This window comes from Tessaracoccus yangjingae (assembly GCF_054483935.1).
In genome coordinates this window covers 301,038-317,468 of sequence record NZ_CM137014.1, presented here as the reverse complement: position 1 = coordinate 317,468, position 16,431 = coordinate 301,038, and the positions used below count along the sequence as shown (strand labels likewise).

The 16,431-nt window shown below is 66.3% G+C and carries 13 protein-coding genes; 6 read left to right on the top strand and 7 right to left on the bottom strand.

Going from position 1 to position 16,431, the window contains the following annotated elements; genetic code table 11:
* Nucleotides 1-43 precede the first annotated feature (43 nt).
* Genes ACX1D3_RS01435 through ACX1D3_RS01415 form a run of 5 tightly spaced genes read left to right on the top strand, consistent with a single transcriptional unit; the run spans nt 44 to nt 7,169 of the window.
* On the top strand, nt 44-739 hold the full coding sequence (locus ACX1D3_RS01435; RefSeq protein ID WP_458995203.1) for an acylneuraminate cytidylyltransferase family protein: 696 nt from the start codon (nt 44-46) through the stop codon (nt 737-739).
* A complete protein-coding gene (locus tag ACX1D3_RS01430; RefSeq protein ID WP_458995202.1) occupies nt 736-2,991 on the top strand; it encodes an N-acetylneuraminate synthase family protein in 2,256 nt (751 codons plus the stop codon). The genes ACX1D3_RS01435 and ACX1D3_RS01430 overlap by 4 nt, the downstream gene beginning before the upstream one ends.
* 1 nt (nt 2,992) lies before the next feature.
* A complete protein-coding gene (locus tag ACX1D3_RS01425; RefSeq protein WP_458995201.1) occupies nt 2,993-4,087 on the top strand; it encodes a glycosyltransferase in 1,095 nt (364 codons plus the stop codon).
* A complete protein-coding gene (locus ACX1D3_RS01420; RefSeq protein WP_458995200.1) occupies nt 4,084-6,243 on the top strand; it encodes a glycosyltransferase family 4 protein in 2,160 nt (719 codons plus the stop codon). The genes ACX1D3_RS01425 and ACX1D3_RS01420 overlap by 4 nt, the downstream gene beginning before the upstream one ends.
* On the top strand, nt 6,240-7,169 hold the full coding sequence (locus ACX1D3_RS01415) for a glycosyltransferase family 2 protein (protein WP_458995199.1): 930 nt from the start codon (nt 6,240-6,242) through the stop codon (nt 7,167-7,169). The genes ACX1D3_RS01420 and ACX1D3_RS01415 overlap by 4 nt, the downstream gene beginning before the upstream one ends.
* A gap of 12 nt (nt 7,170-7,181) precedes the next feature.
* On the opposite strand, the gene ACX1D3_RS01410 is transcribed toward ACX1D3_RS01415, so the two are convergent.
* The 4 genes from ACX1D3_RS01410 to ACX1D3_RS01395 all read right to left on the bottom strand — a co-directional run bounded on the left by ACX1D3_RS01410 (nt 7,182) and on the right by ACX1D3_RS01395 (nt 11,326).
* Nucleotides 7,182-8,123: a prephenate dehydrogenase gene (locus ACX1D3_RS01410; RefSeq protein ID WP_458995198.1), complete on the bottom strand. Its 942-nt coding sequence runs from the start codon at nt 8,121-8,123 to the stop codon at nt 7,182-7,184.
* Between the two features lie 68 nt (nt 8,124-8,191).
* A complete protein-coding gene (locus ACX1D3_RS01405; protein WP_458995197.1) occupies nt 8,192-9,202 on the bottom strand; it encodes a CgeB family protein in 1,011 nt (336 codons plus the stop codon).
* Nucleotides 9,203-9,407: 205 nt separating this feature from the next.
* Complete coding sequence (locus tag ACX1D3_RS01400; protein ID WP_458995196.1) at nt 9,408-10,373, bottom strand: glycosyltransferase family A protein; 966 nt, start codon at nt 10,371-10,373, stop codon at nt 9,408-9,410.
* A gap of 20 nt (nt 10,374-10,393) precedes the next feature.
* On the bottom strand, nt 10,394-11,326 hold the full coding sequence (locus tag ACX1D3_RS01395; RefSeq protein ID WP_458995195.1) for a glycosyltransferase family 2 protein: 933 nt from the start codon (nt 11,324-11,326) through the stop codon (nt 10,394-10,396).
* A 56-nt stretch (nt 11,327-11,382) separates the two neighbouring features.
* Here ACX1D3_RS01395 and ACX1D3_RS01390 point away from each other — a divergent pair, with 56 nt between their 5' ends.
* A complete protein-coding gene (locus ACX1D3_RS01390) occupies nt 11,383-12,507 on the top strand; it encodes a glycosyltransferase family 4 protein (RefSeq protein ID WP_458995194.1) in 1,125 nt (374 codons plus the stop codon).
* Nucleotides 12,508-12,531: 24 nt separating this feature from the next.
* On the opposite strand, the gene ACX1D3_RS01385 is transcribed toward ACX1D3_RS01390, so the two are convergent.
* From ACX1D3_RS01385 to ACX1D3_RS01375, 3 genes are all read right to left on the bottom strand, one after another.
* Nucleotides 12,532-13,389, bottom strand: a complete 858-nt coding sequence (locus ACX1D3_RS01385) for a glycosyltransferase (protein ID WP_458995193.1) — start codon at nt 13,387-13,389, stop codon at nt 12,532-12,534.
* Nucleotides 13,386-15,179, bottom strand: coding sequence for an ABC transporter ATP-binding protein (locus tag ACX1D3_RS01380; RefSeq protein WP_458995192.1), 1,794 nt, complete (start codon nt 15,177-15,179; stop codon nt 13,386-13,388). The genes ACX1D3_RS01385 and ACX1D3_RS01380 overlap by 4 nt, the downstream gene beginning before the upstream one ends.
* 100 nt (nt 15,180-15,279) lie before the next feature.
* Nucleotides 15,280-16,401 carry a glycosyltransferase gene (locus ACX1D3_RS01375; protein ID WP_458995191.1) on the bottom strand — a complete coding sequence of 374 codons (1,122 nt, stop codon included), beginning with the start codon at nt 16,399-16,401 and terminating at the stop codon, nt 15,280-15,282.
* Nucleotides 16,402-16,431: the final 30 nt, after the last annotated feature.

The following is a 16,431-nucleotide window of genomic DNA, read 5'->3' as shown; positions in this document are numbered from 1 at the left end:
TCCTGTGGCCGTCGCCGGCAGGGCTTGACGACAGGAGGCGTTGGTGAGGACACCCGTCATCATCCCAGCCAGAGGTGGCTCGAAGGGGATCCCACGGAAGAACCTCCGGCCATTGGCCGGCAAGCCGCTGATCGCGTGGACCATCGAACAGGTCCTCGCCACCCCAGGGCTGGACTGTTACGTCTCCACGGAGGACGCAGAGATCGCCGAGGTGTCCCGCCACTGGGGCGCGCGCGTCATCGAGCGGCCCCGTGACCTGGCGCAGGACACAACGGCCTCAGAGCCGGTGATCGAACACGCCATCGACGTCATCACATCCTCGGTCGGGCTGCCGGACCAGGTGATGTTCCTCCAAGCCACCTCTCCCATCCGTCGTGCGGACACTCTCGCCCGCGCGGTCCAGCAGTTCACCGATACGGGCGTCGACTCCCTCGTAGGGGTGGTTCCCGAGCCGATCTTCATCTGGGCACAGGACCCCGACGTGCGGGCTCTGTACCCGTATCAGAATCGGCCCCGGCGGCAGGACATGACGCCGGAGCAGTTGCGCTACCGCGAGACAGGTTCGCTCTATCTGACGCGCACCGAGGTGTACCTGGAGCAACACAACCGGCTCGGCGGGCGGATCGGGCTGTTCATCATGGATCCCGTCGAGGGCGTCGACATCGATGCACCGGAAGACTTCATCCTGGCCGCACACACCCTGGCCACACTCACAGCCCTCGATGAGGACAAGCAATGATCATTGACAGACACACAGCTCCGTTCATCGTCTTCGCCGACGACACGGTCCTGACTGCGCTCAACAAGATCGGCGCCAACAAGACCGGGGTGGTGTTCTCCGTCGATGAGCACGGCATTCTGCAGGGCTCACTGTCCGACGGCGACTTCCGCCGCTGGGTCACCAGCCAGCCCGCCATCGATCTCGCCGAGAGCGTCAAGATGGTGGCGAAGCCCTCGTGCGTCAGGGCCGCCATCACCGCGGACACGGCCTCGGTGGCCGCACTGTTCCGGCCCGGGGTGGAGGTCATCCCGTTGGTGGACGAGCGGGGCCACGTGGCCGCCGTCGCACTGGAAGGCTCCCGTGACCTGATCATCGGGCGTCACACCGTGGGGGAGGGCCATCCGGCCTTGATCATTGCCGAGATCGGCAACAACCACCAGGGTGACGTCGACCTGGCGAAGCGTCTTGTGGATCTCGCCAAGGCGGCGGGAGCCGACGCCGTCAAGTTCCAGTTGCGCGACATGGAGGCCCTGTACCGGCAGTCGGGCGCCAACGCGTCGGCCGGTGAGGACCTCGGCGCGCAATACACGATGAATCTGCTGGCGAAGTACTCGCTCACCAACGCCCAGATGGTGGAGGTGCTGGACCACTGCAAGAGCGTCGACATCGACGCGTTCTGCACGCCGTGGGACCTCCCGTCGTTGCGGGTGCTTGCCGACTACGGGGTTCCGGCCCTCAAGATCGCCTCCGCGGACCTGACCAACCATCACCTCCTGCGGGCATGCGCGCGCGAGCACCTGCCGCTGCTGGTCTCCACGGGCATGTCCACCGAAGACGAGATTGTGGGCAGCGTCGAGGTGCTGCGTCAGGCAGGCGCACAGTTCGCGCTCCTCCAATGCCAGTCCACCTACCCGGCCCCGTTCAAGGACGTCAACCTCCGCTACATGGATCGGCTGGCCGGCCTCGGCGGTTGCCCTGTGGGCTACTCGGGCCACGAGCGCGGCTTCCACGTGCCCGTCGCGGCCGTCGCGCGCGGAGCCCAGATCATCGAGAAGCACTTCACCATCGACAAGGCGCTCGAGGGCAACGACCACCAGGTGTCCCTGCTCCCGGACGAGTTCGAGACCATGGTCCGACTCATCCGCGACGTGGAAGCCTCGCTGGGCAGCGACACCGCCCGCGCCGTGTCCACCGGCGAGATGATGAACCGCGCCAACCTGGCCAAGTCCCTGGTGGCCACGCGACGCATCGAGGTGGGCGACACGATCACGCGAGACTCGGTGGCCATCAAGTCCCCCGGACGCGGGGTGCAGCCGAACCGCCTGGAGGACCTGGTGGGCCGCGTCAGCCGCCGGGTGGTGGAGGAGGGCGACTTCTTCTACGCCACCGACCTCACCGAGGCGGTGGCGCAGGGCCGCCGCTACTCGTTCCGGCGCCCGTGGGGCCTGCCCGTCCGCTACCACGACGCGGTGAAGCTCACCTCCGGCAACGACACCAACCCGGACTTCCTCGAGTTCCACCTGTCCTACAAGGACGTCGAGATGGACCTCACCACACTCTTCCCGCGCCGGTTCGAGGGAATGACCTACACCGTGCACACCCCGGACCTCTACGCGGGCGACTTCATCATCGACCTCGCCAGCGACGACGACGCCATCTGGGAGCGGTCGATCGTCGAGGTCCAGAAGGTGATCCAGATCACCCGCGACCTCGGCCGGTGGTTCGACGCCGACGAGCCGCCGATCGTCATCTGCACCATGGGCGGCTTCACCAAGGACGCGTTCGTGGACCCGGATCGGCGGGCGCCGATGTACGCCCGTGTCGCGCAGGCCCTTGAGCGGATTGACGACTCGGGAGTTCGGCTCACCGCCCAGACCCTTCCCCCGTTCCCGTGGCTGATGGGCGGCCAGCAGCACCACAACCTGTTCATGGGGCTGGAGGACACCGTCGAGTTCTGCCGGCAGTACGGACGGCGCCTGACTCTCGATCTCTCCCACTCGAAGCTGGCCGCCACGTTCAACCGGATCCCGTTCAGCACCTACGTGGAGCAGTTGGCTCCGCTGTCGGATCACCTGCACATCGTGGACGCCGAGGGCGTGGACGGGGAGGGGCCGCAGATCGGGGAGGGCGAGATCGACTGGCCCAGCACCGCCGCTCAGCTGGATCGGCTTGCCCCCGGCGTGCCGTTCATCCCCGAGATCTGGCAGGGCCACGTCAACAACGGCGAGGGCTTCTGGACCGCGCTGGACCGCCTGGAGGAATGGTTCTGACGTGAGCGAGCCGACCGTGCTGTGGGTGACTCCGGTGTCGAACCTGGCCGGTGTGGCCCGTCACATCCTCGACGTGGCACGCGTCGGCCTGCCCGGATGGCGGCTCGTCGTGACGGCACCGGAAGGGCCGCTCCTGGAGCGCCTGCGCGAGCTCGACTGCCCGGTGATCCCGCTGTCCGTCGACGGCGTCAGCACCGCGAAGTCCGTCGCGGCGCTCCGGCAGACGCTGAAGCGGCTCAGGCCGGCGGTCGCGCACTCGCACCTGGCCAAGGCGGACATCCTGCTCGCCTTGGCCGCGGTGGGGCTGCCCGTGACGCTGGTCACCACGGAGCACTGCATTCCCCACGACCGGTTCATGTACAACACGTCGCTACCGGGGGCGCTGGCCATGGAGACCGTGCACCGGCTGAGGCTGACGAGGGTCGCGCAGGCCCTCGCGGTGAGCGAAGCCACCAAGCGCGACATGCTGCGGCATTGGCCGACGAAGACCCCCATCGCCGTGGTGCTCAACGGTGTCGACCGTCCTACCGATCAGCCGATGCGGCGGCCGGGGCTCCGAATGCTCTCTCTGACCCGGTTGTCGCCCGAGAAGAACCTCGAGATGACTCTGCGGGTGTTCGCCCTTGTCGTGGGGCTACATCCCGACGCCACGCTGACTCTCGCCGGGACCGGACCGGACGAAGACCGCCTGCGAGGGCTGGCAGCCTCGCTCGGCATCGCAGACACGGTGTCGTTCCCCGGTTTCGTCGACCCGGGGCTTGCGATGGAGAGCCACGACGTCGTTCTGCAACCCTCGCGCTCAGACAATCTTTCCTACACCCTGCTGGACGCCGTGGCGAGAGGACTGGGCGTGGCCGCCAGCCCCGTCGGTGGCAACCCGGAGATCCTGCCCACGCGCTGCATCGCCGAGCTTGACGACGACGCGGGCATGGCGCGCATCGCCATCGAGCAGGGTCTCCACCCGGAGCTCCGGCCGTCGCTTCCCGACGCGGTGCCGACGGTGCGCGGTATGGCTTGTCAGGTCTCGCACTTCTACGACCTTCTCGCGCCCTCAGGCATCGACGGATCCTCCCGAGCCACACAGGTGACGAGGTGACGCCGAGGATCTACATCGCGTCCAACCAGGGCGCGATGGGCGGCGGGGAGGTCATGCTCCTGGCCCTGGCGCGTGCGATGCGCGAGCTCGGGCGTGACGTCACCGTGGTGGGGCCGGGGAATCCCGGCGAGCTGGTGGCGACAGCTCGGGACGACGGCTTTCCGACGGTGGAGATCGACGGCGATTCCACCGCCGCCTACCTGGCCAACCTACTCCGATGGGATGTGGCGGAGCGCGACGGGCTGCTCTGGTGCAACGGGCTGCGGCCCGCGTTCGCCACCGCGGGCAGGCCGAACCGGGTGGTTCACCTCCATCAGCGCCCCGAGGGCAAGCTGGCTGCGCTGGCCCGGGTGGCGCGCGCGGGCGCACTGCGCACGATCGTGCCGTCGCGCAGCATGCAGGAGGCGGTTCCCGGCTCCGACGTGCTGTGGAACTGGAGCGACGCGGCCCCCACCCGGCCACGCAGACCCATGCCGCAGGACCGCCCGATCACGATCGGCTTCCTCGGCCGGCTGTCCCGCGACAAGGGCATCGACACGCTGTGCGCCGCCATGGCGGCGCTGGACGCCAAGTACCCGAAGCGGTTCAGCATCCTGATCGCCGGGGAGTCGCGCTTCGTCTCGGACCGGGAGGCGGCCCGCGTCCGCGAGGCCCTGGCGCGGGTCGAGCACCTGGTCGAGGCGCCGGGCTGGATGGAGCGCGACGACTTCTTTGCCCGCGTGGACCTCGCGGTCTTCCCCTCCGTAGGGGAGGAGTCGTTCGGCCTGGTCGTCGCCGAAGCGATGTCCGCCGCCTGCCCGTTCGTCATCAGCGACGCCGGGGCCTTTCCTGAGGTGGCCGGCGCGGACTACCCGTTCACCGCGGCCGCAGGTGACGCGTCGTCGCTCGCCGACAGCATCGAGCGCGCGGTCTCGGCCGGCTGGGATGACCAGCTGGATTCCTCCCGTCGCCGGTGGGAGCGGCACTTCTCGCCAGGGGCCGCACTCGGACGGGTCGACGAGGTCTTGGAGGCTGTCTCTCCACAACGCCAGGATTCGCCCCGGGTCGCCATCGCGCACGACTACCTCACGCAGCGTGGTGGGGCGGAGCGGGTGGTGCTGAATCTGATGGACGCCTTCCCCGAGGCGCCGATCGTCACCACCCTGCACAACCCGGACACCACCTACCCGGAGTTCGCGGGCCGTGAGGTCATCACCTCGCCCCTCAACCGCGTCGCGCTGCTGAGGAGTAGGTTCCGCGTCGGCCTACCCCTGTACGGCTGGGCCTTCGACCACCTCGCAGTCCCGGCGTCCGCGGACGTGGTCGTGGCCTCCACCACGGCCTTCGCGCACGGTGTGAAGACCCATCCCGGCACCCGGAAGATCGTCTACTGCCACTCTCCGGCACGCTTCCTCTACCTGGAAGACGACTATCTCGGTGCACCGTGGTGGACCTCGCCGTCCGGCTGGGCCCTGCGTGCCCTGCGCCCGCTCCTGGTGCGGTGGGATCGGAAGGCCGCGGCGAGCGCGGACGTGTATCTGTGCAACTCCACGGTGGTCAAGCAGCGGATCGCGGACGTCTACGGCATCGAGGCCACCGTCGTGCACCCGCCGCACGGGCTGGAACCGGCGGCTCCCCAGCAGCCCATCCCGGAGATCGCGGAGTGGGAGGGCTACTACCTGGTGGTGTCGCGGCTGATGCCGTACAAGAACGTCGACGTCGTCCTGAACGCCTTCCGTGACCTCCCGGAGGAGCGGCTCGTCGTGATCGGGCGCGGCCCCCTGGCCGCGCAGTTGCGGGCCGCGGCGCCGTCGAACGCCGTGTTCCTCGAGGGCCTGACGGATGCACAGATGCGCTGGGCCTACGCGCACAGCAAGGCGGTGATCGCGCCCAGCCGCGAGGACTACGGCCTCACCCCGGTGGAGGGCTTCAGCTTCGGCAAGCCGTGTCTGGCCCTGCGTTCCGGCGGGTACCTCGACACGGTGGTGGAGGGCGTCACCGGGTGGTTCTTCGAACAGGCGACGGCCTCGGACGTTCGGGCCGCTATGGCACGTCTGGACCGCGCACCCCTGGACGAACAGCGCATCCTCGCGCATGCCGATCACTTCTCGCCGGAGGCCTTCAACAGGAAGCTCCGCCACGCCGTTGATGACCTGATCAGGAGCAACGCCATATGACCAAGGCAAGCATCATCATTCCCAGCCGAGGGGGTGCCGAGCGGCTCCCGCGACTGCTGGCGGCCCTCGCGGCGCAGACCCATCCCGACTGGGAGGCGATCGTCGTCGTCGACGGCGACGTCGACAACTCCGAGGCCGTGGTGGCCCAGTACGCCCACCTCTCTGTGCGGGCGATCGTGTTTCCGGAGAACCGGGGGCGTGTGGCGGCGCTGAACGCCGGATTCGCCGCGGCCAGGGGCGAGGTTCTCATCCGATGCGACGACGATTTGGTGCCGAGCCCTGACTACGTCCACGAACACGTGAGCGCGACGGCCGGCGGCGAGCGGGGCGCGGTGGGGCTCTACGTCAACGTTTTCCCCGACACGCCCTATGCGCAGGTCTACGGACGGGAGGCGGACGAGAAGCACCGGGCACAGGCCTACGCCACTCCACTGAACCTTCGCTACCGGTATTGGGCCGGCAACTGCTCAGTCTCCCGTGACGTCTTCGACCGCGTGGGCGGCTACGACCCCCGATACCGCGCGTACGGGTGGGAAGACATCGACTTCGGGTATCGCCTCCAGCAGTTGGGGCTGCCCGTCGAGCTGGTGCCGTCGCTGGAGACGCCCCACTACGTGGCCGCCACAACCACGGAGATTCGAGTGGGGCGGGCGATCGCGGCAGGGCGGGCGCGGAGAACGTTCGACGCCATCCACGGGGCCGGGTCGAGCGGGCCCAGTCGTCCCGAAGACAAGGGCGCGTGGAACGGCCTTGTCAACGCACTGGCCGACCGCCTGAACGAACGGCGGGCGGAGTTGCTCGCGCGGTGCATCGATAGGACGCTGAGCGTCATGCCTGCCGAGGTGGGACGCAAGGCCGTCGCGTTGGCCGTCGAGGCGTCGGCGGTGGCCGGCTACAGACTGGCGCAGCACACGACCGTCGGCTGAGGGTAGCCGGCCCTACTCGCCGGCGAAGCGACGGGCGATGCGGATGGCCGGGTCTTCCGTCAGGAGAAGCGGCTGCGGGGTGGGCGGTTCGCCCCACTGCCGCATGCCATAGCGATCCCAGAACTCCACCAGCCAGGGTGGAGGATCGACGTGGAAGACCCAGGCCGGGACTCCCCGTGCTGCGGCTTCGAGGATTCCGGTGGAGAACGCGCTGACCACCGGTCGGTCGACCTCGGCAAGGGGTGATGCGCTGTCAATCGCCATTCCCCGGCGGCGCCAGAAGGCGTGCTGCGCTCGGGAGAGCTTGTCGCGCTCCTGGGGATGGGGTCTGTAGGTCGCGCCCGTCATGCCCCAGAAGGTGGTGACGGAACGTGTCATCGACGTCCGCGAGAGCTCAGCCCCGTGCAGCTGCCCAAGGAACACAGGTCGCTCGAACCGGCTGACGTGCGGGGCCTGACAGGCCGCGGCTGACGCGAGAATCGGGGAGCCGACCACGCTGATCTTCAGGTCTGCGCGCCCCGACTGCAGGAAGGTGGCGTCTTTCTCGGACCAGGCGAGCACCTCAGATGACGGTGGGGGAGGAGGTGAGAAGGGCGTCAGTAGTCCGTGCTGCACCACCACTTGGCGCCAGCCACGGGTGGTGGCTTGCTCCTGGGCCCAAGAGCCGACCGCCAGATGATCTCCGATGGACGCCACAGTCATGATGCGGCCGAGCGAAGCGCGCAGATCGTGGACCTCCCTCCATCCGCTGCCTGGGAGCGGAAGGGCGACATCTGCGGGGTGGATCACGAAGGCGGGCATGTCGTCGAGCGCCGCAAGGGGCGCCAGAAGTGCGTGGTGGTTGGTGGGAGAAGCGGAATCGCAGGCCACCAGTAGCGTGGGATCGGAGCCGCGCGCCCAGAGCCTCAGGCGCAACTCATTCACGGGCTCCGCTGCCGATCGCCGCCTGACCATCGCCGCAACCCGCTGGAGCCGGCGCCGCGACGCCTGCCAGCGTTGCCACGACTCGAGGTCCGGATACCTCAAGCCCATAGCTGGGCCACCTTCGCTGCGCGGTGGGCCCAGGTGTGCTCGGCGAGCGTGCGGCGGCGGCCCGCTTCCCGGAGCGCATCACCCCATCGATCGTCGTGGATTGCCCGCTGGCACAGCTCGACGAGCTCATCAGCGTCTCGGAACACTGCCGCCTCGCGCCCCGGCTCGTAGTACTCGGCGACATCCTCGCGGTCCACCAGCTGCACGCCACCGACGCCTGGGACCTCGAACGTCTTCATGGTGAAGCCGTCCTGGTCTGAGTGGATGTTGATGGCGGCTGGCGCACCCGCGGTCAGTGCGTAGCCGTCTTCCCGGTCGATGTCCCGGGCTGCCGGCACTTCCGGGCGGCGGACCTGCCAGGTGCGGGCGCGGTCGAACGGGTGGCGTGACCACTCCCGGCCGTAGCAGCGAAGGGGAACGTCCGCGGCAGCTACTGCGGTGAGGAGGGCGTCACGACGGGGATAGCGCGCGCCGATGAACACCACCTCTGAAGTGTGGCGTGGTGTGGGGCTCAGGGCGGGGTCGAACGCGTTGGGCACGTGAAGGCACGGTGTGCCCGCGGTGCTGAAGGCCCGTGTATCCAACGGTGAGTAGGAGATCAGATGGTTGTAGCGAGCCAGCGAATCGGGGGTGTGGGCTGTCCTGCGGACTTCATCCCAGAGCCAGAGAAACCGCCGGGAACCCACATCGTCCAGAGCGTCGAACAACTCGTCGCCGAAGCGGTCACCCCTGATGACGAGCGTGATGTCCGGACGGAACGAGCGGATCACCGCTGCGGTTTCTGCGGTCTGGCGTCCGTTCTCGATCCTGGCGGCGCGAGCTCCCAGCCGGACTGGCAGTTCGTGGACGACCTTGTGCGAGACCTTGTTGGCAAGGGTGGTGTTCGTGTCGTAGCAGTGAGTGCCGATCTGGAAGCCGAGAGTGCGGAACCCCGCTTCGATGCTCTGCCAATACCCGTGGAAGACGGGGCTGACCAGCAGGATCCGGGGTTTGGCGCTCACGTCCCTGCCCAAACGGTGGGCATCTCGTTCATGGCCATGTGCACCTCATCGCCCCAGGGCCTATGCGCAGACTGACCCGATGAAGTCTGGGAGTGAGATTCAGCCACCAGGTGGTGGGAGTCAACGGCGCTGGCTGGCTCCCGGCTGGCGGGCATAGGTCCTCCGTGAGGGTCTGCTGTCCGGATTATCTGGCTGAAGTGGTTCATCAAACGCGCCGGTCCTCTGGGGCTCCACCAGTTGAGGTGCATCGATCAAGGGGGCTTCGCCAGCCGACCCCGAACTTCGCGAGCGACCAGTAGAACAGGCCAGCTGGGTCGAACCTCCCAGCGGCCTTCAGAGCAGCCATCATCGCCTCCGCCGCGAGTTCGTTGTTGCCCCCCATCTTGTACAGCCGGATCGCGCGGACCCTCAGGCGTGCGGCCAGCTCTCGAGTCAGGTCAGGCCGTCGGCCGAGCTGTTTCAACTCAAGCCGGATCCACCCCTCGAGCCACGGCTGGCTACCACCGAAGAACAGCTTTCTCCCTAGACCGTCGGTGAGTTCCCGGTGCACTGACAGGGCCTCTGGGAGCATCACCAGCCGGTACTGCGCTGCGATCCGCACGTAGGAGTCATGATCCTCGTAGGCGATGCTCTCGTCGAAGGCTCCCACGTCACGAAGGGCTGCGGTGCGGAACATGACCGTGGGTGCTGGGATCCAGTTGTCGTTGAGGAGTAGGTCGCGGTACGGGTCGGAACTGTCGGGACGCCAGACCTGCTTATGCATCTCGCTGAACAGCAGATCATCGAAGCTACCGCTGGCACTCGACCGCAGACAGTCTGTGTAGCACAGCCCGGTGGATTCCCCGGCCTCATCGAGGGCCGCGATCTGCTTCTCCAGGCGGGATGGTAAGGACCAGTCGTCTCCCGCCAGGTACACGAAATACTCCGTGCTAGTGATCCTCAGCGCCTCATTAAGTCCGGCCGGTAGCCCGATGTTCTCTTGATGCAAGAGCAGCGTGAATAGGTCTGGCCGGCCCGAGCGGCGGACGAAGTCACGGATGACCGTCTGGCTGGCATCGGTGGAACTGTCGTCGACGACGATGATGTGCGGCTCGACCGACTGGTTCAGCAGCGACTGCAGGCAGTGCTCCAGATAGGGAGCGTGGTTGTATGAGACCACGGCCACGGTCACCCGCGGAGGATGAGCAACTGTCATGGCGAGGCCCAGGATTCATGGGTGGCATTCGGTCGTGGTTGGTTCCAGACAAGTGCCAGCTCTTCTTGGGCTACATCCACCGGGTGGACGTGCGCTCCCCTCAACCGCCGAACACAGTTCCACGCGAAGTTGACGACGGTAGCCGCTGTCAGGGCAACCCGCAGTCGTTTCGAGCCGCCCCACTTCTCCGCGTACCGGAACTGGGAGGTAACCAGCCATCGACGGCGCTTTGCAGGCTCCGACGACCCGCCCCCTTCATGCGTGACCGACACTGACGGCACGTAGATCCGTTTGACGCCTCGCTCTGCCAGGCGGCGCTGGAGGTCGATCTCCTCGGAGTTCATGTGGAACCGTTCGTCGAGACCGCCCGCGGCCCGAAACTCGGAGGTCGGCATCAGGAAAGCAGCGCCGACGAGCCAGTCGACCTCGATGGGCTCGGTGGCGTCGAGGACCCTGACGTCGTGGCCGAGAAGCCGACGTAACCACCGTGTCTCGCGCCAGCGAGCGAGAGGGGTGAGCCACTCCAAGGTCTGGTTCAGGGTGCTCGGCCAGTGGCGCGCGCTGTAGGTGATCCTGCCCTCGGTATCGAGGACCCGGGGACCCAGAATCGCTGGCGGTTGCGCGATGGCGGCGCGCAGCAGTTCATCCGGGAAAGAGGGTGGAATTTCAAGGTCGCTATTCAACACCAGGAGATAGTCGCCCGTGGCGTCGCGCGCTGCCGCGTTCACCGCCGCAGCAAAACCCCCGTTGATCTGTCGCCGCACGAGGTGGACTCCATCGATGTGCGGAAAGGGGACGGGCGAGCAGTCGTCGCACACGATGATCTGGTGGACCGGCGAGGCGTTGAGGGCTTCCACGAGGGCGAGCGCTGGTCCAGGGTCGCCGTAGTGAGGGATGATGACCGTTGCGGTCGTGGTGACATCGGACACGGCGCACCCCCCTTCTGCGTGACCTGCAGTGTACAACTGCCTAGTACTGTGCAGACATGCGTCTGGCCTTCGTGACTCCATGGGACACGGACAACAAGCGTGCCTGGTCCGGGGTCGTCTACCCGATGGTAAGGGCGCTCGAAGAGCATTGCGATGTGGTGCCGATCAGTACCCAGAGCGTGCCGGATTCGGTGCTGGATAGAGGCGCGGCGCGGCTCCTTGACGGACGGCGCGGACGTAAATATCTGGTGGGTCACGCCGTTGCCACGGCTGTCCAGAGGGGCCGGTACCTGCGTAGCCGTCTCGCCGAGGCCAAGCCCGACGTCGTACTCGCCGCTGCAGCGTCTCAGGACATCGCTTTCCTAGGGGGGGACCTGCCCGTCATCCAGGTTTCGGATGCCACCCTGGCTTCCATCTCCGACTACTACGACCAGTTCACCCGCATACTGGCGGTCTCGAGATGGCAGGCCGAGATGATCTCGAGACGTTCGGCCAGACGGGCTGATCACACCCTGGCAGCAACAGGCTGGGCGCGCGACTCGTTGATTCGAGATGATGGGATCGACCCAGCCGCCATCACCGTCGCCCCTTTTGGTCCGGCCATCATTCCCCAGGGAGATGAACCGACACGATCCGATGGCGGGGTAGGGCCACTCAAGATGCTTGCCGTCGTGAGCAACTGGGAGCGCAAGGGTGGCAGCCGGGTAGTGGGGGTGTTCGAGGAACTCATCCGCCGCGGTCTTGACGTTGGCCTCACGATCGTCGGTGATGTGCCCGAAGGGCTGCCGCCTCGAATCCACGCCCCTGGCAGGGTGCATCCAGGGCAGTTGCGGGAGCTATACGCGTCCAGTCATCTGCTCCTTGAGTTGGCTCGAAGCAATGCGGCGGGTGTCACGTTGACTGACGCGGCGGCGTTTGGGTTGCCGGTTGTTGCGACTGACACTGGAGGCGTCTCGACGATTGTGGAGGATGGGGTCACGGGGATTCTGGTGCCCGCTCGGGAATCACTGGTGATCGCTGCTGCGGCCGACGCCGTTCAAGGTCACCTTGAGAACTTCGAGTTGATGGGAAGGGCCGCGTCGCGAAGGGCGACGACCGAGCTCTCCTGGGAGGCCTGGTCGGACGCGGCAATGGCAGCGGTTTGCCACCTGGCGGCAGAGCATCGCCCCCACCCTTCCTGATGGGGGCCCAGCCCAGCCGGTCCGTCAGAGCGGGGTGAGTATCCGTCTCCGCATGGCTTCGTAGTTGCGCGCCAACTGGAAGCTGGCTCCCGCCAAGGCTCCCCTCGCCTCGCCTCGACGGACGGCGCTGGGCACCTGACGGGCCCAATGGCCGAACCAGCGAACGGACGCACTCACGCTGACCGGAGCCGGAGCTTTACCCCGGTGCTTCTCATAGAGCACGACGTAGGCTCTCCCTGACTTGAATTGCTGCCTGATCAGGTCGGAGAGACTATCGCGCTGGTAGTAGTCAATCGCCGCGTCCTTCGAGTGCCCCAGATGCAGGCCTGCTTCGACCAAGCGCCAGCCGAGGTCGACGTCCTCCTGCCCCATATCCAACTCCGGATCGAAGTAGCCCACACGGATCAGCGCGTCTCGGCGTGCTCCGAAGTTGCAGCTCGGCGCGTAGGGGCGGAAACTCATGGACACCGGCAGGGCAGTGGAGTTCCAGACCTCCTTTCGCGAGGGCTCACGGGGGTACACAAGGTGTAGTGGTCCAGTGACCGCGTCGGCGGATTCCAGCCCTAAGCGCATGGCGGCCACCCAGCCGGGCCAGACCCGATCATCGGCGTCGCAGAACAGCACTAGCTCCTCGTCGGACGCCTCGATGGCACAGTTGCGGGCGTTGGCAGCCCCCCGTTTCGCCGACGAGTCCACCAGTTCCAGCCCCGTGAAACGGGGTTTCCAGCGGTTGATCAGGGCACGTGTCTGGTCAGTGGAACCGTTGTCACTCACGAGGACGCGGAAGTCTTTGTCCGTTTGAGCATCCAGCGCGGCGAGCTGTCGGCCGATCGTCTCCTCGGCGTTCAGGGAAGGAATGATCACGACGACCCGGCCGCTCACGTCAGCCGTCCAAGCTTCACGAGTTTCGCAAACTCCGCGTTCGAGGACTCGAGCTCCGACATCGTGCCCCGGGCAGCGATCCGTCCATCTGAGAAGAAGAGGATCTGATCCGCGTGCTTCACGGTCGACAAACGGTGCGCGACCACGATGATGGTAATCGTCCCCTGCAGAGCCTGGATTGTCTCCGTGATCCGGGACTCCGTTTCGTTGTCCAAGGCCGAGGTCGCTTCATCAAGGATGAGGACCTGCGGCATTCGGTACAGGGCTCGGGCAATCCCGATCCGCTGCTTCTGCCCCCCGGAAACGCGAGCTCCGCGGTAGCCGACGACCGTCTCCAGCCCCTGCGGCATCTGCTCTACGAAGTCCTCAAGCTGGGCCATCCGCACGGCCTGGGCAACGCGCTGGTCGTCGATGTCCTCCTCGGCGACGCCGAAGGCGACGTTCTGGCGAATGGAACGGTCCAGAAGATAGACGTCCTGGGTCACGACACCGAGCTGCTGCCGCCAACTGGTGGGGTATTGGTGGATGGAGACGCCGGCGACTTCCATAGTTCCCGAGTCGGGCTCGAACAGTGCCAGCAGCAGCTCGACGAAGGTGGTCTTGCCCGCGCCGCTTGTGCCGACGAGAGCCACTGTACGGCCCGCGGGGATGACCCCTGACACGGCATCAAGAACCGGAGTGGAGGCGTCCGGAAACTGAAAACGGACGTCACGGAACTCGATGTCGGCGCGCGGGTAATGATGGTGCCCAGAGGTCAGGGCCTGACGCCCAGACTCGCTGCGCAGCGTGTTGATCTCCTCCACCAGCGAGACCAGGTTGGGGGTGTTGGTACGGATCACACCGACCGTCGCGACCACCCGGTTGAGGGTGGGGATCAGCCGGACCGCCGCGACGGCGAAGACCGCTAGGAAGGCGAAGGCGTCGGCTTGATTCGTCGTGGCAAAGAGCACTAGGGCGGTCAATATGATGCCGAGGATCATGATGATCTCGAGCAGGTAGCGCGGGAGTTCGTTCAGGATGGTCGTGGTCCTGGCCATGTGCGCCACGTTCCGCCGGGTGTCTGAGTAGCCATGAGTGAACTCCTCGGTGGCCCCATTGAGCCGCACCTCCTTGAGCCCGTCGACTGCCGGGCTGAGGTAACTCCACGATTTCATGTGCTCCTGTCGGGTCCTTTCGGCCAGGTCCAGGATCCGAGTCTTGAGGACCGCCTGGATTATCAAGGCAGATCCGCCGAAGAAGACGAGGGCTACCAGCGTCACCACCGGGGAGAGGATGAACAGGGCTGCGAGCAGTGCCGTGATAGTGATGAAATCCACCACCAGCGAGATGACGCCAGTCGTGACACCGGAGAATGCGGTGGTGATGTAGACGTTCATTGCCTGGAGGATGGAGTCCGACGAGCGGCGGCGATGGTGAATCCACGGGGATGTGGTGTAGAGGGTCATCATTTCGTGAGTCGCGTCGGACTGGGCTGTGGCCATCAGCCCCAGCTGCCACCATCTGAACCAGATGCCGTAGAGATTCTTGGCGACCATCAAGGTGACGACGGAGACGAGGGTCACGATGAGTAGCATCCGGGGGTCCTCGACGCCCGTCAACGTTGAGATGGCCTTGAGCACGGGAGACGTCTCTGCTGTCGCGCCCGAGAGGATCTGCATGATGGGCAGGATCAGCAGGACAGCGGTCATGTCGAGGAAGGCGAGGACTGTCGAGCCGATGATGGTGGCTATAAGCTTCGGCCGCAGCCGCCACGGCACAAGCGTGAACACCACCCGCAGATTGGTCAGCATCTGCCATAAGGCACGCATCCGAGCCCCCTCCCGCTGAACCTTCGTCGAGCCACACTCTATGCCACCCAGCAGCAGCACCTCGCTGGCGGCCTTGCGGCCCTCAGATGCCTGCGCAGGCGACGAGGTGCTCGACCCGGCGGCCGAACTCCCGTTCCATGGTGTGTTCTTTCATGAACGTCCTGGCCGCCTCACGGGAGGCTCTGAGGGCGGCGTCGTCGGAGGCGATCGTGGTGATGAGTTCCGCGAGGGCGGTCACGTCGCCGATTGGTGCGGTCCAGCCGAGCCGGTGGGTTGCGGCTAGCCATTCGGCTGCCCGGTTGTTGAATGAGATGAACGGGGCCCCGAGGGCGGCGGCCTCAAGGTAGGTGCACGAAGGGTCCGACTGTGGGTGTGGAGCGAGGAGCAGATCAACGTGTGCTGCCACGTGCGGTACCCACTGGGTCTCGTAGTCGACGTTGCCGTGCACCGTAATGCCGTCGGGAGCCGAGGAGCCGAGCGGGTAGGCGCCGCTGCCGAACAGTTCCAGCCGGAGATCTCGATCGCTGGTGGCACGGGCTTGTGCGAACGCTGCGAGGGCGTGCTCGATCCCCTTAGGCCGGATCCAGCGGCCAGAGAAGGCCAGGGTCACATTCTCACTCGCAGCCTTGGATGGAGCGGAATCGAGCATGTGTTCATTGATGCGTGAGTCGAAGAAGAGTAGCGGGTTCTCCGTCAGGCCCTGATACGTCGTGTAGGACGGCCAACCGTTGGCCTGGATGCCGGCTGCACGACGGAGGGCCTGTCGGTAACGTCGTTCAAGGCGCAGCAGGAAGGCCGTGTGTCGCAGAGATGGTAAGCGGCCCCCACGCTCGGCGCGGGCCCATTCCAACCGCGTCCGCAGATCGGTCTCGGTAACTGCCACAAACGGGACCTTCAGTCCCTCGAGGAGTGGCAATTCGGACATGGCAAGCGTCGTCAGGACGACGTCGGGGCGGAGCTGGTGGATGGTCTTGAGGCGGTCTGCGGTGAAGATCGTGTTGTGCTTAAGCTGATCGATGGGCATAGTCCGCGTGCCCAGGACGACCTCTTGGCTGCCCATCTCTGTCGCCTCGGTGACGTGAGTCACATCCCCCGGCCAGAAACGGGCGAAGTAGTCAAGCCCTGAGAGAGTCTTGGCCGACAGACGTATCAGCGACCCGTCCCGTTCGACGGGACCCGGCACGGTCACCACCAGCAAGCTCACCCTGGCATGCTAGTTCACATCGCATCGCAC